Origin of the sequence: Bradyrhizobium guangdongense (assembly GCF_004114975.1) — a bacterium.
In the GTDB taxonomy this organism is placed as follows: Bacteria; Pseudomonadota; Alphaproteobacteria; order Rhizobiales; family Xanthobacteraceae; genus Bradyrhizobium; species Bradyrhizobium guangdongense.
Genome location: NZ_CP030051.1, coordinates 539,532 through 559,930, shown reverse-complemented (window position 1 = coordinate 559,930; position 20,399 = coordinate 539,532). Strand labels below are relative to the sequence as shown.

Sequence of the window (20,399 nt, the reverse complement as noted above, 5' to 3'; positions counted from 1 at the left end):
GTCTACTCCATGGAAGCGAGCGGCCGTGCGATTTCTTCGAGCGATTTACGCTCCGCGGAAACGGCGTAGCGCCATGCCACGATCGCAGCGACGATCATCAGGAATGCTCCCAGCAAATAGCCGGCGAACACGCTGCTGCGCGATCCCGTGTCGATCAGCGCGCCGAACAGCGCGGGACCCACGACGCCGCCGATGCCCGTGCCGACCGCATAGAACACCGCGATCGCCAGCGCGCGAACTTCGAGCGGAAAGGTCTCGCTCACCGTGAGATAGGCCGCGCTTGCGGCAGGCGATGCAAAGAAGAAGATCACCATCCAGGCGATGGTCTGCCCCTGCGCGCTCAACGCACCGATCGAGAACAGGTAGCCCGACAGCGCCAGCAGCAGGCCCGAGACGCCATAGGTGAACATGATCATGGCGCGGCGGCCGAGCGTGTCGAACAAACGTCCAAGCAGCAGCGGACCGAGGAAGTTGCCGGCGGCGAACGGCAGCAAATACCAGCCGACATGATCGGCGCTGATGCCGTAGAAGTCGGTCAGAACCAGTGCGAAGGTGAAGAAGATCGCGTTGTAGAAGAAGGCCTGCGCTACCATCAGCACAAGGCCGACCAGCGCGCGCTGGCGGTAGGCGGCAAAAAGCGTATGCACGACTTCGCCGATCGGCGTGTGATCGCGCATCTTCAGCCGCATTTTGGGGAAACGCCCGTCGCTCGTATCCTGATCGTGTCCGATCACCGTTCGCTCGATGTCGTGGACGATCTTGTGGGCCTGGTCCGGCCGGCCGTGAATCATCAGCCAGCGCGGACTTTCCGGAATCCACATCCGCATCAGGAGCACGACGAGGCCGATGACCGCGCCGATGAGATACGCCAGACGCCAGCCGAGATCGGGGCCAATGACCGCCGGGTCGAGCAGCACGATCGCGGCCACCGCACCCATCGCCGCGCCGATCCAGAAGCTGCCGTTGATGACGAGATCGGTCCAGCCGCGATAGCGCGCCGGCACCAGTTCCTGGATCGTCGAGTTGATCGCCGTGTACTCGCCACCGATGCCGGCGCCGGTCAGGAAGCGAAACAGCGCGTAGCTCGTGATATTCCACGAGAGCGCGGTCGCCGCCGTCGCGGAGAGATAGAGCGCCAGCGTAATGAAGAACAGCTTCTTGCGGCCGATGCGGTCGGTGAGCCAGCCGAAGCCGAGCGCGCCAATGACCGCGCCCGCGAGATAGGCAGAATTCGCGATGCCGAGATCGAGATTGGAGAAATGCAGCATCGGGCTCTGCTTCAGCGCGCCCGAAAGCGCGCCGGCCAATGTCACCTCGAGACCATCGAGAATCCAGGTAATGCCGAGCGCCAGCACGACGCGGGTATGGAAGCTGCTCCAGGGCAGGGCGTCCAGCCGCGCGGGAATGCTGGTCGCGACGATACGATCGGGCGCGGCCGCCGCCGAGATTGCAGGTCCATAATTCAGCGCCGGGCTCTGCTGCAATTCCATCGCGTTGCTGGGTCTGGGGGGCGGCATCCGCCTGCCGACTGCGACAACGCCTGCGGCAACGGCAGGTTCCCGCGGGAACGGCATCGCCTGCCGGCCGTTTCCGCTGGAGCCGTAAGGAGTTGACGCATGGCTCCCGTCAGAAAGACGACACATTCGCGCAAAACCGCCGCGCGCAAGAGCACCAGGCGCGCGACATCAAAGCGATGGTCGCAGCGCGTGACAAGGGAGAGCGACGCGCTCGATCTCAAGCGCGGCGTGTTCAAGCTCACGAGCGCGAAGAAGATCGCAGACTCGCTGAAGCGGTCCGCGGAGCACAGCTCGCGCCGCAAGGCCGGCGCATATCGCTCGGCGCTGTCGATGCTGACGTTCTATATCAACCGCGCCGGCAAGACGTTGCCAAAGACGCAACGCGATCGGCTGGAGAGAGCAAAGGGCGAGCTGAAGCGGGCGTTTGGGAGGGAGTGAGGCCTGCCGCTGTCGTCCCGGACAGGCGAAGCGCAGATCCGCTTCCGGACGACAGCGAAGCAGAGCAGCTGTTACGCCGCGCGAATGTTTGCCATGAAGCGGTCGAGCTCGGCCCGCAGGCGCGTGCTTTCACTGGAGAGTGTCTTGGCCGAGTTCAGCACCTCTTCCGAGGCCGAGCCGGTCTCGGCGGCGCCGCGATTGACCTGACCGATATCGGTCGCCGCAGTCTGGGTGCCCTGCGCGACGGTCTGGACACTGCGCGCAATCTCCTGCGTCGCCGCGCCCTGCTGCTCGACGGCGCTCGCAATCGAGGTTGAGATCGACGAGATCTGGCCGATGGTCGCGCCGATCTCCTTGATCGCGGCGACCGACTCGGCGGTCGCGCCCTGCATGCCCGCGATGTGCGAGGAAATCTCGTCCGTCGCCTTGGCGGTCTGGCTCGCCAGCGATTTCACTTCGCTTGCGACCACCGCAAAGCCACGCCCGGCCTCGCCGGCCCGCGCGGCCTCGATGGTGGCGTTGAGCGCGAGAAGGTTGGTCTGCTCGGCGATCGCCGTGATCAGCTTGACCACCTCGCCGATCTGCTGAGCGGCGTGCGAGAGTTTACCGATCCGGCCGTCGGTCTCCTTGGCCTGCCCCACGGCGGCTTCGGCAATGCGGCTGGAATCGCGAACCTGGCGGCCGATCTCCTCGACCGAGGCCGACAGCTCTTCCGTCGCGGTGGCGACCGACTGCATGTTGGAGGAGGCCTGCTCGGACACGCCGGCGACCTGGCTCGACAGGCTCTGCGTCGTTTCGGCAGTGCGGGTCAGCGTCGAGGCCGCCGATTCCAGCTGCACGGCGGAGGCCGAGACGTTGGAGACGATGGCGCCGACCGCGCTCTCGAAATCATCGGCAAAGCGGATCAGCTCGGCGCGACGCGACGCGGCCTGCTCCTTGTTCTGTGCTTCGCTGGCGGCGGCATCGCGCTCGGCCTTGGCCACCGCTTGAACCTTGAACTCCTCGACCGCACCCGCCATCTCGCCGATCTCGTCCTTGCGGCCAAGACCCGGCAGCACGACATCGAAATTCCCCGAAGCCAGCTCGCGCATCGCCTTGCACATCGCGATCATCGGCCGCGAGATGCCATTGCCGAGCATCAGCGCCAGCACGGCACCGATGGTGAGACCGCCAAGCGCCAGCATCAGCATCAGCCGCTCGGTTTCCGCGATCGTCGCATTCGCGCTTGCCTCGATGCGCTGCTGATCGTCCGACAGGTTCGACCGCAACTCACCCGAGAGCTTGAGGATGGACGCAGCCGTCTTGGTCATCTCGCCGTTCAACTTGACGATGATCTTCACATTGTCCGACAGCTTGGCAAAGGATGCGCGGTACTGCTTCAGCAAATTGCCGATTTCAGTGACTCGGTCGGTGATCTTCTGGTCGTTGGCGTAGATCGAGACCAGCAACGTCTCCAGAAACTTGATGCGGGCGACGACGCCGTCCGCGGTCTTCGGCTCCGGCTTGGCGACAAAGGCGCTGACCGAGGTGGAGACCGCGAGATATTGCGAGGTGATGTCCTTGGCCGTGCTCTGGACCGAGGCGAGGCCAGCCAACGCTGCAGTATCGGCGAGGTCGTCGAACTTGAAGCGGATCTTGTTGCCGACGCTGTTCAGCTCGTCGGTCGCAATCTTGTTGTTCTCACGTGTCAGCGTGATGATCTCGCTGAACACCTTCGTGAAACGCTGGAATTCGGCCTCGAGCTTGCCGACCTCCTCGCGGCGCGCCGCGCCTGACGTGGCAGAGATGGATTTCGCAATCGCCGCCTTCAGGTTTCCTTCGGCCGCCTTGGCTGCCGTTTCGTCGTCCGCGGCGCCAGTCAGCGTGTAGGCCCGGGTCAATCCCTGATAGCTGATCAACTCGCGATCGATGGTCCGTGCCAGGTCGGCTTCGGCCACGCTGGCCCGGTAGGAGGCGACGGCGCCCGCGATCCGTTCGAACCCGAAATAGGCGAACGCCATGCTGACGGCGAGAATGGCGAGCACCGCCACGAAGCCCAGGATGATCTTTGCGCGAAAACGCAAGGTGAAGAGCTTCAGAGAGCTCGGCTTCGACTTGATGGACATTCCCCCACCCCATTCCATTCGCGGAAAACCAGGCGCAGCCCGGCAGCAGCCCGCTCCCCGACTCGTATTCACGGTAATGGGCAAAGGATAAGCTGCGGTAAATTTACGGCATCGCAACTTGCGGTTAGGGGATGGGGGGATGGGGTCCCGGGCTACGTGACGTTCGGCCGACGTCAAACGATCCAGGCTTTAAGCTGCCCGGATATTTGCCATGAAGCGGTCGAGCTCGGCCCGCAGGCGCGCGCTTTCACTGGAGAGTGTCTTGGCCGAGTTCAGCACCTCTTCCGAGGCCGAGCCGGTCTCGGCGGCGCCGCGATTGACCTGACCGATATCGGTCGCCGCAGTCTGGGTGCCCTGCGCGACGGTCTGGACACTGCGCGCAATCTCCTGCGTCGCCGCGCCCTGCTGCTCGACGGCGCTCGCAATCGAGGTTGAGATCGACGAGATCTGGCCGATGGTCGCACCGATCTCCTTGATCGCGGCGACCGACTCGGCGGTCGCGCCCTGCATGCCCGCGATGTGCGAGGAAATCTCGTCCGTCGCCTTGGCGGTCTGGCTCGCCAGCGATTTCACTTCGCTCGCGACCACCGCAAAGCCGCGTCCGGCCTCGCCGGCCCGCGCGGCCTCGATGGTGGCGTTGAGCGCGAGAAGGTTGGTCTGCTCGGCGATCGCCGTGATCAGCTTGACCACCTCGCCGATCTGCTGGGCGGCGTGCGAGAGTTTACCGATCCGGCCGTCGGTCTCCTTGGCCTGCCCCACGGCGGCCTCGGCAATGCGGCTGGAATCGCGAACCTGGCGGCCGATCTCCTCGACCGAGGCCGACAGCTCTTCCGTCGCGGTGGCGACCGACTGCATGTTGGAGGAGGCCTGCTCGGACACGCCGGCGACCTGGCTCGACAGGCTCTGCGTCGTTTCGGCAGTGCGGGTCAGCGTCGAGGCCGCCGATTCCAGCTGCACGGCGGAGGCCGAGACGTTGGAGACGATGGCGCCGACCGCGCTCTCGAAATCATCGGCAAAGCGGATCAGCTCGGCGCGGCGCGACGCGGCCTGCTCCTTGTTCTGCGCTTCGCTGGCGGCGGCATCGCGCTCGGCCTTGGCCACCGCCTGAACCTTGAACTCCTCGACCGCGCCCGCCATCTCGCCGATCTCATCTTTGCGCCCGAGGCCCGGCAGCACGACGTCGAAATTCCCCGAAGCCAGCTCGCGCATCGCCTTGCACATCGCGATCATCGGCCGCGAGATGCCGGTGCCGAGCAGGAAGGCGAGGACCGCACCCAACAGCGTACCGCCGACGGCCAGCATCAGCACCAGTTGCTCGGTCTTGCCGATGGTGGCTTCCGATTCCGAATCCAGGCGCTGCTGTTCGGCAACCAGATCCGCCTTCATGGCGGTGGCGCCCTGAAGGATCGCGCCAGCCGATCCGCTCATCTCGGTGACGAGCTCATCGACCAGCTTGGCGTTGGCGATCAGCTTCTCCAGCGCTTCGCGATAAGCGGTGAGGATCGCCTTGGCATCTTTCAGGCCGGCGACGATCTTGTCGTCCATGGAATAGACCGCGCCGAGCGAGTTCTCGACGAATTTCAGCCGCGCCAGCGCACTGCTCGCGATCGCCTGGTCGGACGTCAGCACGAAATTGGTCGCCGCCGAGCTCGCGGTCTGGAATTGGGCGTTGACCTGCTTGGTGCCGAACTCGATCGCCTGCGCCTCGGAATCGGAAGCGTTGTTGCCGATGTCGTCGAGCTTGTATTTCAGGAGATTGGCTTGCCGCGAGAGCTGGTTCTGCACCAGCAACGTGCTGTCACGCTTGGCCTTGAGGACCTTGGCGAAGGTCGCGGAGAAGTTCGAAAATTCCTTGGCGAGTTTGTCGAGGCTGTCCTGCCGCGCCGGCGTCTTGGCGCTCTTGACCGCTTGGTCGATGGCATTCTTCAGGCTGGTCTCGGCGTCCAGCGCGGTCTTGGCGTCGTCTTCCTTGCCGGTGACGACGAAATATTTGACGGCCGAGCGGTAGGCAAGCAGCTCGCGATCGATGTTGCGGGCGAGATCGGCCTCCGAGACGCTGTTGCGATAGGACCCGACGCCGGATGAGACGCGCTCGAAGCCGAAATAGGAGAACGCCATGCTTCCGGCCGAGATGACCAGCACGGCTGCAAAACCGAGGATGATCTTGGCGCGGAACCGGAGGGTCGGAAACAAGCTGCGCTTAGACGGCGATGCGGTACGCCCGGACATTCCCAACCCCCATTCAGTCTTCAGCCGCGATCCGGAGGCGCCCCGCCCCCAGACCTGGATGCGCAAAACTAAGGCAGAATCGATAAAGGGCGGTAAATTCGTCCGATCTGTATTCGGGAGCGGAGAGTCCCAGCTCCGGGAAGGGGGCCCCGAGCGAGCTCGCGTGTTGCGGCCAACCGGAAAACGCCTTATTCTTACGGTACTTGTCAGGCAATAATCACGCACTTGGCGTCAGACCAAGCTGGTCCTCAAGGGAGAAGCGGAGTGGGGCAAACCGAGTTTCGGTTTGGCGGTGCGTCTGGTGTTGCCGTTGCCAAATCGAAGGCCGCCACCGTCGATGAAGCCGTGGCCGAGCTTGCGGCCCAGCTCCCGTCCGACGAGCTGGCACTGATCCTGGTCTTCCTCTCTCCCCGCTACGACCCTCATCGTTTCATCGCCGAGATCACCCGACACTTCGATGAGACCCAGGTCTGCGGCTGCACCACCGCGGGCGAGCTCGCCCCTGACGGCTGGGACGAGAACAGTGTCGTGGCCCTCGCCTTCAGCCGCGCCGATTTCTCGGCGGCGGTGCGGCCCATTTTCAATCTCGAGAGCTTCCAGGTCGAGGACGGCCGCAGGATCGGCGGCGAGCTCCGGCACGAGCTGCTGCGGGCGAGCCCGCAGATCGACCGTGGGAGCCCCTTCGGCCTGGTCCTGATCGACGGCCTGTGCCGGCGCGAAGAAGCGGTGATGTCCGCGATCTATGCCTCGCTCGACGATATCCCCGTCGTCGGCGGCTCCGCGGGCGACGGGATGCGCTTCGAGAAGACCTTTGTGTTCTTCGACGGTAAGGCACACAGCAATGCCGCGCTGCTGATCCTGCTGAGCACGTCGCTGCCGTTCCGGGTGTTCAAGTGCGACAATTTCGAGCCGCGGGCGCAGAAGATGGTGGTCACGGAGGCCGACATCGAAAATCGAACGGTCAGGGAGTTGAATGCCGAGCCGGCGGCCGAGGAATATTCCCGCATGGTCGGGATCATGGATGCCAAGCTCGACCCGTTCTCCTTCGCATCCCACCCCGTCCTGGTGCGGGTCGGCGGCTCATATTATGCCCGGTCGATCCAGCGCGTCGAGCCGGACGGCTCGCTGCATTTCTTCTGCGCCATCGACGAGGGCATGGTGCTGACCGCGGCCTCGTCGAAAAGCCTGGTCGGCTCGACGCGTCAGACCTTCGCCGACATCCGCGACCAGATCGGAGACGTCTCGCTCTATATCGGCTTTGAATGTCTGCTCCGCCGCCTCGATGCCGAGCAGCACCAGCTCGCCCGCGACATGTCCGAGCTGTACCGGCAGAACCGCGTCGTCGGATTCCACACCTATGGCGAACAGTTCGGCTCGATGCATGTGAACCAGACTTTTACGGGCGTCGCGATCGGAAGGCGCCCGGCGTGACGGACATGTCGCAGAGCTCCGATACGATGGACCAGCTGCAGCGCGAGGCCGCCAAGCTGCGGAAGATCAACGCCGCGCTGATGTCGCGCGTCGAGCGCTCGATGGACCAGCAGCTCAACGCCTTCTCCCTGTTCGAAACCGCCATCGCGCTCGACCACAAGGTTCGCGACCGGACGCATCAATTGCGCGAGGCGCTGCACTCGGTCGAGCGCGCCAATGAGGGTCTCTACCGCGCCAAGCAGCAGGCCGAGGCCGCGAGCTCGTTGAAATCCTCGGTGCTGATCTCCGTCACCCACGACCTGTTACAGCCGCTCAATGCGGCCCGCCTCACCCTGTCGGCGCTGACCGAGATGATGGAATCGCAGGAGGCGGGCCTCCTGATCGATCAGGCCGACCGCTCGCTGCTGATGCTGGAGGACCTGCTGCGCTCGCTGCTGGAGATCGCCAAGCTCGACGCCGGCGCGCTCAAGCCCGACGTCCACGCCATCGCGCTCGCACCTCTGTTCGAGCAGCTCCGCAACGAGTTCGAGCCGATCGCGGCGCGGCAAGGCCTGTCCCTGCGTATCCGCGCCTCGCAGCTGGTGGTGAGGTCGGATGCGATGATGTTGCGACGGATCCTGCAAAACCTGCTGGCCAATGCCATCCGCTACACCCGCAGCGGTGGCGTCGTGATGGGGTGCCGGCCGAGGGGAGACCGCATCTGCATTCAGGTCTCCGACACCGGGCCGGGAATCGCGCAGGCGCAGCAGGAGGCGATCTTCCGCGAATTCCAGCGCGGCGAGGCCAGCGCCGCCGACCAGGCCGGTTTCGGGCTGGGCCTCTCCATCGTCCGGCGTTTCGCAACCGTGCTCGGACACAAGGTGCGGCTGTCCTCGCAGATCGGCAGGGGCTCGACCTTCTCCCTGGAACTGGAGCCGGCGGACCTCACTGAAGTCCGCGACGAGGTGCACGAGGTCAAGCCGGCCGAGCAGCATTATGGTGGCCTCGAGGGCGCCAAGATCCTGCTGATCGAGAACGATCCGAACGGCTCGGAAGCCTTGGCCGCCCTGCTGGAGGGATGGGGCTGCGACGTCGCGACCACGCGATCGACCGCGGACGCGTTGTTGCGCCTCAATGAGCTCGGCGGCGCGCCCGACGCAATCATCGCCGATCTCCACCTCGACCATGGCGAGAGCGGCCTATCGGCGATCGCCGATGTCCGAGAGCATCTGAAGCTCGATACGCCGGCCATGATCATCACCGCCGATTACTCCGAGAAGGCGGCGAAGGAAGCGAGCCGTCACGGCCTCGAAGTGCTGAAGAAGCCGATCAGGCCCGCCGAGATGCGCGCGCTGCTGTCGTTCCTGCTGAGCTGATCGGATGGCCTTCGGACAAAATCCGAAAACAACCCCATGCACAGTAGCGGTAGTATTCTACATTTCTTCAAGCCGATAATTCCCAAGACGTAATCTTCGGCCAATCACAGCTCGATCCGTGCGACCCATCGGCAGAAGTCGCCTCACGGCTGCTCCGGCTGAGCCCGCTCGCGCCGCGTCGCGGGGCTCTCGGCGGCCAGATTCGCGAAGTCGATCCTGGACATTTCGACGATCGCCTTGGTGCGGCTCAGCACGTTGAGCTTGCGCAAGATATCGGAGACGTGGACCTTCACCGTGGTCTCCGAAATCTTCAGCTCATAGGCGATCTGCTTGTTCTGCAGGCCCCGCTTGAGCATGTCGAGCACGCGCAATTGCTGCGGCGTCAAATCGTGCAGACGTTTCAGGAGATCCTCCGCCGGACCGGCCGCACGCTGCGCGCGGACCGACCCGTGATAGGCGGCGGGAACACAGACCGAGCCGCGCAGCACCTCGCCGATCGACTGCGCCAACGTCTGCTTGGACGATGATTTGAGGACGTAGCCCGACACGCCCAATGACAATGCACCGGAGATGATCTGCGGGTCCTGATGGCCCGAGACGATGACGACGGGAATCCTGGGAAACGTCTTGCGGACGCGAATGATGCCTGAAAGGCCCGTCGTGCCGGGCATCGACAGATCGAGCAGGATGAGGTCGATGTCCGGGATCGCGGCGACCTGCTCGAGCGCGTCGTCGATCGAAATCGCCTGGAGGATCTCGGCCGCAGGCTCCACCATCTGAAGCGCACCTTCGAGCGCCTCGCGAAACAACGGATGGTCCTCGACAATCAGAAATCGCATCGTGCGTGAGCCGCTCTGAGGATCTGGCCAAAGCCGGGAATGCCGCTGGGGTCGATGTGGAATTGCCCAGGATGAGAATGTCTCCGCCTGATGTCGCCGGCTTGATCCAGATCAAAGACGCGACTTGCCATCACGACGCCCTCCCACGATCGAGGCGCGCATTGAGCCGGCTGCGCGGGCCGGGCAGATCCATCTTGCCGATCTCGACGATCGCCTTGTTGCGGCTGAACAGACCGAGCTTGCGCAGGATCTCGGTGATGTGCGCCTTCACCGTGGATTCCGCGAGCTGAAGCTCCTGGGCAATCTGCCGGTTCGGATAGCCGCGACGCAACAGGTCGAGCACGCGAAGCTGCTGCGGCGTAAGCTCGCGCAGCTTGACTTCGAGCGCCTTGCTGGCATCGGCCCGGCCCCGCTGCGGCGCCGCCACAAAATCCTTCGGGACCGACACCGATCCGCTGAGCACGCCTTCGATCGATCGTGCCAGCTCGCGCTTCGACGTCGACTTCGGCAGATAGCCGGCGGCTCCGAGCGCCAGCGCCTCGCCGACGACGCGCTGGTCCTCTTCGCTCGAAACGATCGCGACGGGCAGGCGCGGATAGGCCTCACGCAGACGGAGAAAGCCGGAGAAGCCGGTCGCATCCGGCAGCGAGAGATCAAGCAGCGCGAGGTCGACGCCCTGCTCGGCCGAGAGAGTGTGCAAGGCATCCTCGATCGACATCGCCTCGAGAATCCGCGCCTCCGGCAACGCCAGCCGCACGGCATTGCCGAGCGCCTCGCGAAACAGCGGATGATCATCGATGATCAGGAAGCTGGCCATGGCGCCTTCCAAGTGAATCCACCGCATGCATGGCAGCGGCACCATCCTGCGCCGGTTCGGCGCCCTGAGGATGGCGGATGGACGCTAGCACATCTTCTCTTTCCCGTCCGGTCAAGGCCGTTCAGTCGTTCGATTCCGCCTGAACCGTCAGCAGGAAGGAATAAATGCTGTCGAACTGCTCGTCGGTGAACACTTCCTTCCAGGCCGGCATGCCCTTGGACGGCCGGCCTTCATGCACGGTCTTCCAGAACGTGTCGCGCATGTCCTCGCCGTAGCGGTGATGCAGGAGCCTGAGGTCGATCTTCCGCTCGCTCTGGACGGCATCGGGACCATGACAATGCGCGCAGGTGCCGTTGAAGATCTCCTTGCCGGCACCGACGGCCTCCGCGTTGGGTGCGGACGCGTCGCCCTTGACCTCACTCGCCACCACGTTGGCGACCTGCACCACACTGGGGCCGGTTCCCATCCCGGTCGTTGTTCCCGCCGGCACCGGCTGGGCCGCACCGAAGCGCACCGGCTGGCCCGTCGGCAAGCCATACTTCACCGCGAGCTCGGCGATCGTCCTCTGAAGCTGCGGCAGGACGGCATCGACGCGATCGCGCAGCTCGGTGGATGCCTTCGCAAAGCCGATGGCGGCGTCCCATGACAGGCCTTCGCCCTCGGTCAGCTGGATCTGATAGCGATCGTTGTAGCTGGTCTTGTTGAGCCAGCCGGCGACAGGTCCCCATATGAAGGCGACATCGGCCTTGCCCTGGTCAAGCGCCTGCATGGCTTCCTCGGGCGACAGCACCGTGACCTTCTGGATATCGTCACGGCTCGCAAGCAGGTTTTGCGGCGTGCTGGCGAACTGCACCGCGACGCGCTTGCCCTTGAGGCCGTCGACGCCGCCGATCACCGCTCCCTTCGCCGCCACCAGCGCATAGCCTTCGCTGGCGAAAGCGCTGGAGAAGATCACGGCCGGTCCCATGAAATCCTCGGAGCGCGGCAGGCCGATCATGGCGTCGCATTGCTTGCCGAGCAGCGTGACGCGCACGGTCCGCTTGCCGAAATAGGATTTGTACCAGTCATAGGCGATCGGCCGGCCGAGTGCCTGCGCCAGCGCCTGCCCGATCTCGACATAGAACCCCGGTTGCGACGGATTATCGCTCGAGAACGGAAGATTGGTCGGATCGGCACAGAGACGGAACGGCTCCGCCTCCTCGGCATGCAGTGGCGAGGCCGCAACGATCGACGCTGCGGCGATACAAGCGAACAGGCCTGAGATGGCGCGATTTCGGCTCGTGCCGGTGCCAGACTGATTCGGACGCATCCTCTTCTCCCGTAGCTTTGTTGTGCCGGAGCTTTGCCGGTAAGGCGTTGCGGCACGAGCCATCGGCCGGCGCCGCAACTGTCGCCTGAGAAAAATGCGCGCGTATCCTGTCACCTCGGGATACGCGCGCCAGTCGTCACTGGACGGAGAACACGAAGAGAGAACCGCCCTCGGGGGCTGCGGCCGTCATCTTCTTTCCAATATCGCCCAGGAACGCAGGTATCGCGGCGGTACGACCAACGACGATGGCGACATACTGCTTGCCGCCAACCTCATAGGTCACCGGCCCCGCACCGATTCCGGAGCCGAGATTCTTGCTCCAGAGCACCTTGCCGTTCTTCGCATCGATGGCGCGGAAGTCGCCGTGAAGGTTGCCGGCGAACACCAGGCCGCCGCCGGTGGTCAGTGTGCCGCCGTTGAACGGCAGGTCTTCCTTGATCGACCACACCTTCTTCTGAGCGACCGGATCCCACGCCATGAGTTCGCCGAGGAAGCCGCCGGGGCCTTCCTTGGTCGGGAATTCGGCGCCGAGATAGAACACGCCGCGCTTGTAGGCGACGTCCGAGACGGCCCAGTCCATGCAGACATTGTTGGACGGGATGTAGACGAGGCCGGTCTGCGGGTTGAACGACATCGGCTGCCAGTTCTTGCCGCCGATCAGGTTCGGGCAGATGTCCTTTGCCGGATGGTTCGGGCCCGGACGCTTGTCCGGATCCTCTTCCGCACGCATGGTGTTGACGTCCCACTTCTTGGCCCAGTTCGAGAAGACGTACTTCTCGGCCGAGAGCACCTTGCCCGTCTCGCGATTGGCGACGAAGAAGTAGCCGTTGCGATCCGCCTTCATCAGCGCCGGAACCGTGCTGCCGCCGATCTTGAGGTCGGCGAGCACGGCTTCGTTGACGCCGTCATAGTCCCAGGCATCGGCCGGCGTGGTCTGGATGTGCCACTTGATCTTGCCGGTGTTGGGATCGAGCGCCAGCGTCGAGGCGGTGTAGAGGTTGGTCAGTTTGCCGAAATTGCCGTCGCCGGTCGAACGAACGCCTGTGTTCCACGGACCGGGATTGCTGGTGCCCCAATAGACCGTGTCGGTCTTCGGATCGTAGGAGCCGACCAGCCAGGCCGCGCCGCCGCCATGCTGGGCGGAGTCACCCTTCCAGCTGTCGCCGCCGGGCTCGTCCGGACTGGGAACGGTGTAGGTCTGCCACAGCTGCTTGCCGGTGTTGATGTCGAAGGCCTGCAGCGAACCACGCGCGCCGTACTCGCCGCCGCCGAAGCCGGTGATGACCTTGTCGCGCACGACGAGCGGCGGCGAGGTGATGACCGAGCCCTGCTTGTAATCGACGACCTTGGACGTCCACAGCGCCTTGCCGGTCGCGGCATCGAGCGCCGTCAGTTTGCCGTCGAGCCGGCCGACGAAAATCTTGCCGTCGGCATAGGAGACGCCGCGGTTGTTGACGTCGCAACAGGCGTATTGCAGCACGTCGTCGGGAATTTCCGGTTCAAAGGTCCATTTGCGCTTACCCGTGGCGGCATCCAGCGCATAGACGTATTTCGGACCCCAGGAGGTCGAGACGTAGAGCGTGTCGCCGATCACGATCGGTGATGATTCGTTCGAACGCAGCGAGGCCAGCGAGAACGAATAAGCGAGCGTCAGCTTGCCGGCATTCTCGGTGTTGATCTGCTTGAGCGGGCTGAAGCGCGTGTTGCCGTAGTCGTGACCGGGGACGGCCCACTGCTTCTGATCGGATTGCGCCTTGATCACGGAGTCGTTGGCGCGAGCGATGGATGTTGCGGCGGCCAGCATGGCAATCATCGAAATGCCAGCCAGGAAGCCCTTCGAAAAGGTCATGTATTTCCTCCGATGTTGTTGCATGCGCCGCGTTGAGCGCCCGAGCGCGATGCGCTCGTGATACGCAGTTTGTCTGCGAACCATCGTTCGGAATTACAACATTGCCGCCGCGCGCTTAGTATAGGCGGAAGGTAGTAGTGAGAATCAGTGGCAATTTTTGCGCTCATCTCGTTGCCGCGGCTCGCGTCTTTGCCTTGAATTGCAGAGCGAAATGCACCAACCGAGTGCTGATGGCATCGTCCCACTCTCGATCGTCGTCCCGGACGAGCGAACTCATCCGGGATGATCGTGTGGCAAGCGTGCTCGTCAGCAATCACGATGATGGCGCTACCAGTGCCGCAAAACTTTCAAAGAAATTCGCGGCCAGCTTTCGCGACGTCGAATCGATCAGCCGCGAACCGAGCTGCGCGAGCTTGCCGCCGATCTGCGCATCCGCCTCGTAGTGCAGGATGGTGACGTCAGGAGATTCTTCTTCCAGCCTGATCGTCGCGCCGCCCTTGGCGAAGCCCGCAACGCCGCCGGCACCTTCGCCGATGATGCGATAGCTGGTGGGTGCTTCGATATCGGTCAGCGTCACCTTGCCGCCGAACGTCGCCTTCACTGGCCCGACCTTCAGCACCACGGTCGCAGTCATCTCCGTCGGCGACGACATCTCGAGCGATTGGCAGCCGGGAATGCACTGCTTGAGGATATCGGGATCGTTGAGCGCAGCCCACACCTTGGCTTTCGATGCCGGGATGCGCTGGCTGTCGTTCATCTGCATCGTTTCCACCCTTTTGCTGTTGCTTGTCAGCTCCGACTAAGGTGGCGCCCGGCTGCGATCAATCGCCAGTAAGTACTAGGGCGGCTCTTGCCGCGGCTCAGTCGATCAACGTTGTTCCGGGGCGCGACGACGTCGCGAGCCCGGAATCCATTTAGCCGTGGACTCTGCGGCTTGATGGATTCCGGGCTCCCTCGCTCCGCTCGGGCCCCGGAATGACATCCGAGTGCTGCGACGCCGACGGTCCTTCCGCGTCCTCGGCTCGGCGGCATGTTGTTGCATTGCCGCAAATAAAATCAATGACTTAATCCGCAGCCGCCTACTACCAAGATCGCGATTACAACGGCATGGGCGCGTGCTCCTATTCGGCGCAACGAACAAGGCATCGAAGGGAGAAATCGACGTGCGACGGCGCGAGGCGTGAGGCACGACCAAAGAGCGCTTCGCGCGATGGGCCTACAGGCACACGCCGTCAAAGACGCAGCGGGCACCTCTTTCAAAAGCTCACCACGAGGTCGCGCCACACGTCGGCGACGGCACGGACCGGTGTGACCGAATCGCGCATCGGCGGCTGCCGCCACGATGACCTTTCGATGACGCACGGTCACCAAAATCCCAGTTGCAAAGTTTCGTTCGCGCTGTCTCTAATTGGAATAACGACAAACATTCGGGAGGAGTACACTGTGTCTACAGTCAAACTGACGGTGAACGGCAAGGCCGTTGCCGTCGATGTCGAGGACCGCACGCTGCTGGTCCACGTCTTGCGCGATCACCTCAACCTCACCGGAACGCATGTCGGCTGCGACACCAGCCAGTGCGGCGCCTGCGTCGTGCATGTGGACGGCAGGGCGGTGAAATCCTGCACCATGCTGGCAGGCCAGGCTGACGGCGCCAACGTCACCACCATCGAAGGCATCGCCAAGGGAGACGAGCTGCATCCGATGCAGGCCGCCTTCCGCGACAATCACGGCCTGCAGTGCGGCTATTGCACCCCAGGCATGATCATGTCGGCGATCGACATCGTGCAGCGCCATGGTGGCCAGCTCGACGAGGCGACCGTCCGTCACGAGCTCGAAGGCAATATCTGCCGCTGCACCGGCTATCACAACATCGTCAAGGCCGTGCTGGATGCAGCCGGACGCATGAAGGTCTCGCAGGCGGCCGAGTAAAGCGGCTCGCCTCGAAAGAACAATCACCGCTGCCGCTTTCGAGGGAAAGCGCGGTCAAGGAAACTCCTGGGGAGGACCAGACATGGGTGTTGAAGGCATCGGCGCGCGAGTCGTGCGCAAGGAAGACAAGCGTTTCATTACCGGCAAGGGCCGGTACGTCGACGACATCAAATTGGTGGGCATGAGCCACGCTCACTTCGTCCGCAGCCCGCACGCGCACGCCAAGGTGAAGAAGATCGATTCCTCCGCTGCGCTGAAAATGCCGGGCGTCGTCGCGGTTCTCACCGGCCAGCAGCTGGTCGACGACAAGGTCGGCAATCTCATCTGCGGCTGGGCCATCACCTCCAAGGACGGCAGCCCGATGAAGATGGGCGCATGGCCGGCCATGGCGCCGGAGACGGTGCGCTTCGTCGGTCAGGCCGTCGCGGTCGTGATCGCCGACAGCAAGAATCTGGCGCGCGACGCGGCCGAAGCCGTCGTCGTGGACTATGAAGAGCTTCCGGCCGTCGCCGACGTTCACGCCGCGATCAAATCCGGCGCACCGCAGCTTCACCCCGAAGCCCCCGGCAACCAGGTCTATGACTGGGTGATCGGCGACGAGGGCGCGACCGATGCCGCCTTCGCCAAGGCTGCCAATGTCGTCAAGCTCGACGTCACCAACAACCGCCTGGCCCCGAACGCGATGGAGCCGCGCGCGGCGATCGCCGATTACGATGCGGCGGAGGAGCACTTCACGCTCTACACCACCTCGCAGAACCCGCACGTCGCCCGCCTCGTGCTGTCGGCGTTCTACAATATCGCCCCCGAGCACAAGCTGCGCGTGATCGCCCCCGACGTCGGCGGCGGCTTCGGCTCGAAGATCTTCATCTATCCCGAAGAGATGGTGGCGCTGTGGGCCTCGAAGAAGGTCGGCCGTCCCGTGAAGTGGACCGGCGACCGCACCGAGGCCTTCCTCACCGACGCGCATGGCCGCGACCACGTCACCCACGCCGAGATGGCGTTCGACGCCAACAACAAGATCACCGGCCTGAAGGTGAAGACCTACGCCAATTTCGGCGCCTACATGTCGCTGTTCTCGTCCTCGGTGCCGACCTATCTCTACGCGACGCTGCTGTCGGGCCAGTACAACATCCCGGCGATCCATGCCGAGGTGATCGGCGTCTACACCAACACCACGCCGGTTGACGCCTATCGCGGCGCAGGTCGCCCGGAGGCGAGCTACCTGATCGAACGTCTGATGGAGACGGCGGCGCGGCAGCTCAAGGTCGATCCGGCCCAGCTGCGCCGGACCAACTTCATCACCCAGTTCCCGCACCAGACGCCTGTGATCATGGCTTATGACACCGGCGACTTTAATGCCTCGCTCGATGCCGCGATGAAGGCGATCGACTATGCCGGCTTCCCCGCCCGCAAGGCCAAGGCGAAAGCCGACGGCAAGCTGCGCGGCATCGGCGTATCCTGCTACATCGAAGCCTGCGGCATCGCGCCGTCCAAGGCGGTCGGGAGCCTGGGCGCCGGCGTCGGCCTGTGGGAATCGGCCGAGGTGCGCGTCAACCCGGTCGGCACCATCGAGATCCTCACCGGCTCGCACAGCCACGGCCAGGGTCACGAGACGACGTTCTGCCAGCTGGTTGCGGATCGCCTCGGGATTCCGATCAGCCAGGTCTCGATCGTCCATGGCGACACCGACAAGGTTCAGTTCGGCATGGGCACCTACGGCTCGCGCTCGGCGGCCGTCGGTCTCACCGCGATCCTGAAGGCGATGGAGAAGATGGAATCCAAGGCCAAGAAGATCGCCGCGCATGCGCTCGAGGCCTCGGAAGCCGACATCGTCATCGAGAACGGCGAGTTCAAGGTGACGGGCACCGACAAGGCGATTGCGCTACCGATGGTCGCGCTCGCGGCCTACACCGCACACAATCTGCCTGATGGGATGGAGCCGGGCCTGAAGGAAAGCGCCTTCTACGACCCGACCAACTTCACCTTCCCGGCCGGCGCCTATATTTGCGAACTCGAGGTCGACCCCGGAACGGGCAAGACCTCCTTCGTCAACTTCGTCGCGGCCGACGATTTCGGCCGGCTGATCAACCCGATGATCGTCGAGGGCCAGGTCCATGGCGGCCTTGTTCAAGGCATCGGCCAGGCACTGCTCGAGCATGCGGTCTACGATGCCAACGGCCAGCCGGTCACGGCCTCGTTCATGGACTACGCCATGCCGCGCGCCGACGACGTGCCCTCCTTCAACCTCTCCCACACCACGACGCTGTGCCCGGGCAATCCGCTGGGCATCAAGGGTTGCGGTGAGGCCGGCGCGATCGGCGCCTCCGCGGCCGTGATCAACGCGATCACGGATGCGATCGGCAAGAACAATCTGGAAATGCCCGCAACCCCCGACCGGGTGTGGCGCACGATCCACGCGGCTTAAGAGGGAGGACCGAAGATGTACCAGACCACCTATCATCGCGCTTCCTCGGTCGACGAAGCCGCCAGCCTGTTCGGCAAGAGCAGCGAGGCGAAATTCCTCTCCGGTGGCCAGACGCTGCTGCCGGTGATGAAGCAGCGACTCGCCAGTCCTTCCGATGTGATCGACCTCGGCAAGATCAAGGAGCTGATCGGCGTCGAAGCGTCAGGCGATACGCTGACCGTCAAGGCGGCGACGCCGCATTACGACGTCGCCACCAGCGAGGCCGCAAAGAAGGCGATCCCCGCGCTCGCCTATCTGGCCTCGCTGATCGGCGATCCTGCCGTGCGCTATCGCGGCACGATCGGCGGCTCGATCGCCAACAACGATCCCGCCGCAGACTATCCGGCCGCGCTGCTCGCGCTCGGCGCCACCGTGAAGACCAACAAGCGGTCGATTGCGGCGGAGGATTTCTTCAAGGGCCTGTTCACCACGGCGCTTGAAGACGGCGAGATCATCACGGCCGTGTCGTTCCCCGTGCCCGCGAAGGCGGGCTACGCCAAGATGCGGCATCCGGCCTCGCGCTTTGCGCTGACCGCCGTCTTCGTCGCCCAGACGAAGTCGGGCGAGATCCGCGTGGCCGCGACCGGCGCGTCGCAGAGCGGGGTGATGCGGGTCGGCGCCATCGAAGCGGCGCTGAAGGCGAACTGGTCGCCGTCGGCGCTCGACAGCGTCAGCATTCCCGCCAGCGGAATGCTCGCCGACATCCATGGCACGGCCGAGTACCGTGCCAACCTCGTCAAGGTGATGGCGCAGCGCGCAGTGGCGGCTGCGAGCTGATCACAGCGCGCCAGCGCCTCGACACAAATTTTCCGCGGCGCGCACTTCGGTGCGCGCCGTTTTATTTTGCCGATGCGGCATGAAAACCGCTTGCCTCCTCGGCGGGAAGGCGAGAAGAGTTAATCAGCCAATTAACTCGCCCCCCAAAGAGCCCACAAGAGCAATGTCAGAGGCGTTGGCCGGATCCCCGGCATTTGCCCGCGACCCGAGGAAACAACAACGTGCTCGACAAATCAGCCCCCACATCGTCCGTCCGAACCTCCGGCCCGCTCGCGGGCTTCCGAATCGTCGAGTTCGCCGGCATCGGACCCGGCCCGTTCGCCTGCATGATGCTGGCCGACATGGGCGCCGACGTCGTCACGCTCGACCGCGTCGGCGCGAAGAAGAGCATGAAGTCGGTCGCGGGCCGCGGCCGCAAGGTGATCGAGCTCGACCTGAAGGACAAGGCGGCGATCGCGCAAGCGCTCGACCTCCTCGCCAATGCCGATGCGCTGGTTGAGGGTTTTCGTCCCGGGGTGATGGAGCGGCTCGGGCTCGGGCCTGACGTCGTGCTCGCGCGCAATCCAAAGCTCGTCTACGGCCGCATGACCGGCTGGGGCCAGGAAGGCCCACTGGCCAATGCCGCCGGCCACGACATCAACTACATCTCAATCACCGGCGCGCTGGCCGCGATCGGCCCTGCTGAAGCGCCGGTGCCGCCGCTCAATCTGGTCGGCGATTTCGGCGGCGGGGCGCTCTATCTCGTCGTGGGCGTGCTCGCAGCACTGCTGGAAGCATCAAAGTCCGGCAAAGGCCAGGTGGTCGACGCCGCCATGTGCGACGGCGCAGCGTCGTTGATGTCTTTCTTCTTCGACATGAAGACGCTGGGACGCTGGACCGAGGGCCGCAACCGGAATTTTCTCGACGGCGGCGCGCATTTCTATGGGGTCTACGAATGCGCCTGCGGGCATTTCGTGTCGATCGGTTCGATCGAGCCGCAGTTCTATGCGCTGTTGCGCCAGCATGCCGGTCTGACGGATGCGGATTTCGACGCGCAGATGGACCCGAAGGCCTGGCCGGCGCTGAAGGAGAAGCTGAAGGCCGTGTTCAAGAGCAAGACGCGCGAGGACTGGTGCAAGATCATGGAAGGCACCGACATCTGCTTCGCGCCTGTTCTGACCATGTCGGAAGCGACCGAGCATCCGCATATGGTCGCGCGCAACGTCTTCATCGAGCGCCACGGCGTGAAGCAACCCGCGCCGGCACCAAGGTTCTCGCGCACGCCGTCGATGGCGCGCGAGCCGGAGACGGCGGAGATTGCGGCGGTGATGAAGGCGTGGAAGGCTGCGAAGTAGCCAAGT

General features: G+C 64.2%; 15 protein-coding genes. 7 read left to right on the top strand and 8 right to left on the bottom strand.

The window, feature by feature from the left end; translation table 11 throughout:
- Nucleotides 1–2: 2 nt before the first annotated feature.
- Nucleotides 3–1,490: an MFS transporter gene (locus tag X265_RS02610; protein WP_164938963.1), complete on the bottom strand. Its 1,488-nt coding sequence runs from the start codon at nucleotides 1,488–1,490 to the stop codon at nucleotides 3–5.
- A 126-nt stretch (nucleotides 1,491–1,616) separates the two neighbouring features.
- Here X265_RS02610 and X265_RS02605 point away from each other — a divergent pair, with 126 nt between their 5' ends.
- Nucleotides 1,617–1,955 carry a DUF3175 domain-containing protein gene (locus X265_RS02605; protein WP_128963508.1) on the top strand — a complete coding sequence of 113 codons (339 nt, stop codon included), beginning with the start codon at nucleotides 1,617–1,619 and terminating at the stop codon, nucleotides 1,953–1,955.
- 71 nt (nucleotides 1,956–2,026) lie between these two features.
- Here the strand turns inward: X265_RS02605 and X265_RS02600 are convergent, their stop codons facing one another.
- Both X265_RS02600 and X265_RS02595 read right to left on the bottom strand, forming a co-directional pair.
- On the bottom strand, nucleotides 2,027–4,060 hold the full coding sequence (locus X265_RS02600; protein ID WP_164938396.1) for a methyl-accepting chemotaxis protein: 2,034 nt from the start codon (nucleotides 4,058–4,060) through the stop codon (nucleotides 2,027–2,029).
- 189 nt (nucleotides 4,061–4,249) lie between these two features.
- Complete coding sequence (locus X265_RS02595) at nucleotides 4,250–6,289, bottom strand: methyl-accepting chemotaxis protein (protein WP_164938395.1); 2,040 nt, start codon at nucleotides 6,287–6,289, stop codon at nucleotides 4,250–4,252.
- Nucleotides 6,290–6,553: 264 nt separating this feature from the next.
- Here X265_RS02595 and X265_RS02590 point away from each other — a divergent pair, with 264 nt between their 5' ends.
- Nucleotides 6,554–7,720 (top strand): FIST N-terminal domain-containing protein, encoded by a 1,167-nt coding sequence (locus tag X265_RS02590; protein ID WP_128963505.1) that lies wholly within the window; start codon nucleotides 6,554–6,556, stop codon nucleotides 7,718–7,720.
- A 5-nt stretch (nucleotides 7,721–7,725) separates the two neighbouring features.
- Nucleotides 7,726–9,075 (top strand): hybrid sensor histidine kinase/response regulator, encoded by a 1,350-nt coding sequence (locus X265_RS02585; protein ID WP_164938394.1) that lies wholly within the window; start codon nucleotides 7,726–7,728, stop codon nucleotides 9,073–9,075.
- A 143-nt stretch (nucleotides 9,076–9,218) separates the two neighbouring features.
- Here the strand turns inward: X265_RS02585 and X265_RS02580 are convergent, their stop codons facing one another.
- From X265_RS02580 to X265_RS02560, 5 genes are all read right to left on the bottom strand, one after another.
- The gene (locus X265_RS02580; RefSeq protein ID WP_128963503.1) at nucleotides 9,219–9,914 is read right to left on the bottom strand and encodes a response regulator; all 696 of its coding nucleotides are present in this window, start codon (nucleotides 9,912–9,914) and stop codon (nucleotides 9,219–9,221) included.
- 130 nt (nucleotides 9,915–10,044) lie between these two features.
- Nucleotides 10,045–10,731 carry a response regulator gene (locus tag X265_RS02575; RefSeq protein ID WP_128963502.1) on the bottom strand — a complete coding sequence of 229 codons (687 nt, stop codon included), beginning with the start codon at nucleotides 10,729–10,731 and terminating at the stop codon, nucleotides 10,045–10,047.
- 121 nt (nucleotides 10,732–10,852) lie between these two features.
- Complete coding sequence (locus tag X265_RS02570; protein WP_164938393.1) at nucleotides 10,853–12,040, bottom strand: c-type cytochrome; 1,188 nt, start codon at nucleotides 12,038–12,040, stop codon at nucleotides 10,853–10,855.
- A gap of 136 nt (nucleotides 12,041–12,176) precedes the next feature.
- A complete protein-coding gene (locus tag X265_RS02565; RefSeq protein ID WP_244659388.1) occupies nucleotides 12,177–13,889 on the bottom strand; it encodes a PQQ-dependent methanol/ethanol family dehydrogenase in 1,713 nt (570 codons plus the stop codon).
- Between the two features lie 313 nt (nucleotides 13,890–14,202).
- Nucleotides 14,203–14,652, bottom strand: a complete 450-nt coding sequence (locus X265_RS02560; RefSeq protein WP_128963500.1) for an SRPBCC family protein — start codon at nucleotides 14,650–14,652, stop codon at nucleotides 14,203–14,205.
- Between the two features lie 680 nt (nucleotides 14,653–15,332).
- Between X265_RS02560 and X265_RS02555 the strand changes: the two genes are divergently transcribed.
- The 4 genes from X265_RS02555 (at nucleotide 15,333) to X265_RS02540 (ending at nucleotide 20,393) form a co-directional block, all read left to right on the top strand.
- Nucleotides 15,333–15,818: a (2Fe-2S)-binding protein gene (locus tag X265_RS02555; protein WP_128963499.1), complete on the top strand. Its 486-nt coding sequence runs from the start codon at nucleotides 15,333–15,335 to the stop codon at nucleotides 15,816–15,818.
- 82 nt (nucleotides 15,819–15,900) lie between these two features.
- Complete coding sequence (locus X265_RS02550) at nucleotides 15,901–18,243, top strand: xanthine dehydrogenase family protein molybdopterin-binding subunit (protein ID WP_128963498.1); 2,343 nt, start codon at nucleotides 15,901–15,903, stop codon at nucleotides 18,241–18,243.
- Between the two features lie 15 nt (nucleotides 18,244–18,258).
- Nucleotides 18,259–19,059 (top strand): FAD binding domain-containing protein, encoded by an 801-nt coding sequence (locus X265_RS02545; protein ID WP_128963497.1) that lies wholly within the window; start codon nucleotides 18,259–18,261, stop codon nucleotides 19,057–19,059.
- 221 nt (nucleotides 19,060–19,280) lie between these two features.
- Nucleotides 19,281–20,393, top strand: a complete 1,113-nt coding sequence (locus X265_RS02540; RefSeq protein ID WP_128963496.1) for a CaiB/BaiF CoA transferase family protein — start codon at nucleotides 19,281–19,283, stop codon at nucleotides 20,391–20,393.
- Nucleotides 20,394–20,399 lie beyond the last annotated feature (6 nt).

Coding starts and splice junctions, on each gene's coding strand:
- X265_RS02565 (WP_244659388.1), bottom strand. CDS start 13,889: ATGACCTTTTCGAAGGGCTTCCTGGCTGGCATTTCGATGATTGCCATG.
- X265_RS02595 (WP_164938395.1), bottom strand. CDS start 6,289: ATGTCCGGGCGTACCGCATCGCCGTCTAAGCGCAGCTTGTTTCCGACC.
- X265_RS02575 (WP_128963502.1), bottom strand. CDS start 10,731: ATGGCCAGCTTCCTGATCATCGATGATCATCCGCTGTTTCGCGAGGCG.
- X265_RS02550 (WP_128963498.1), top strand. CDS start 15,901: ATGGGTGTTGAAGGCATCGGCGCGCGAGTCGTGCGCAAGGAAGACAAG.
- X265_RS02580 (WP_128963503.1), bottom strand. CDS start 9,914: ATGCGATTTCTGATTGTCGAGGACCATCCGTTGTTTCGCGAGGCGCTC.
- X265_RS02585 (WP_164938394.1), top strand. CDS start 7,726: ATGTCGCAGAGCTCCGATACGATGGACCAGCTGCAGCGCGAGGCCGCC.
- X265_RS02605 (WP_128963508.1), top strand. CDS start 1,617: ATGGCTCCCGTCAGAAAGACGACACATTCGCGCAAAACCGCCGCGCGC.
- X265_RS02570 (WP_164938393.1), bottom strand. CDS start 12,040: ATGCGTCCGAATCAGTCTGGCACCGGCACGAGCCGAAATCGCGCCATC.
- X265_RS02600 (WP_164938396.1), bottom strand. CDS start 4,060: ATGTCCATCAAGTCGAAGCCGAGCTCTCTGAAGCTCTTCACCTTGCGT.
- X265_RS02610 (WP_164938963.1), bottom strand. CDS start 1,490: ATGGAATTGCAGCAGAGCCCGGCGCTGAATTATGGACCTGCAATCTCG.
- X265_RS02545 (WP_128963497.1), top strand. CDS start 18,259: ATGTACCAGACCACCTATCATCGCGCTTCCTCGGTCGACGAAGCCGCC.
- X265_RS02560 (WP_128963500.1), bottom strand. CDS start 14,652: ATGCAGATGAACGACAGCCAGCGCATCCCGGCATCGAAAGCCAAGGTG.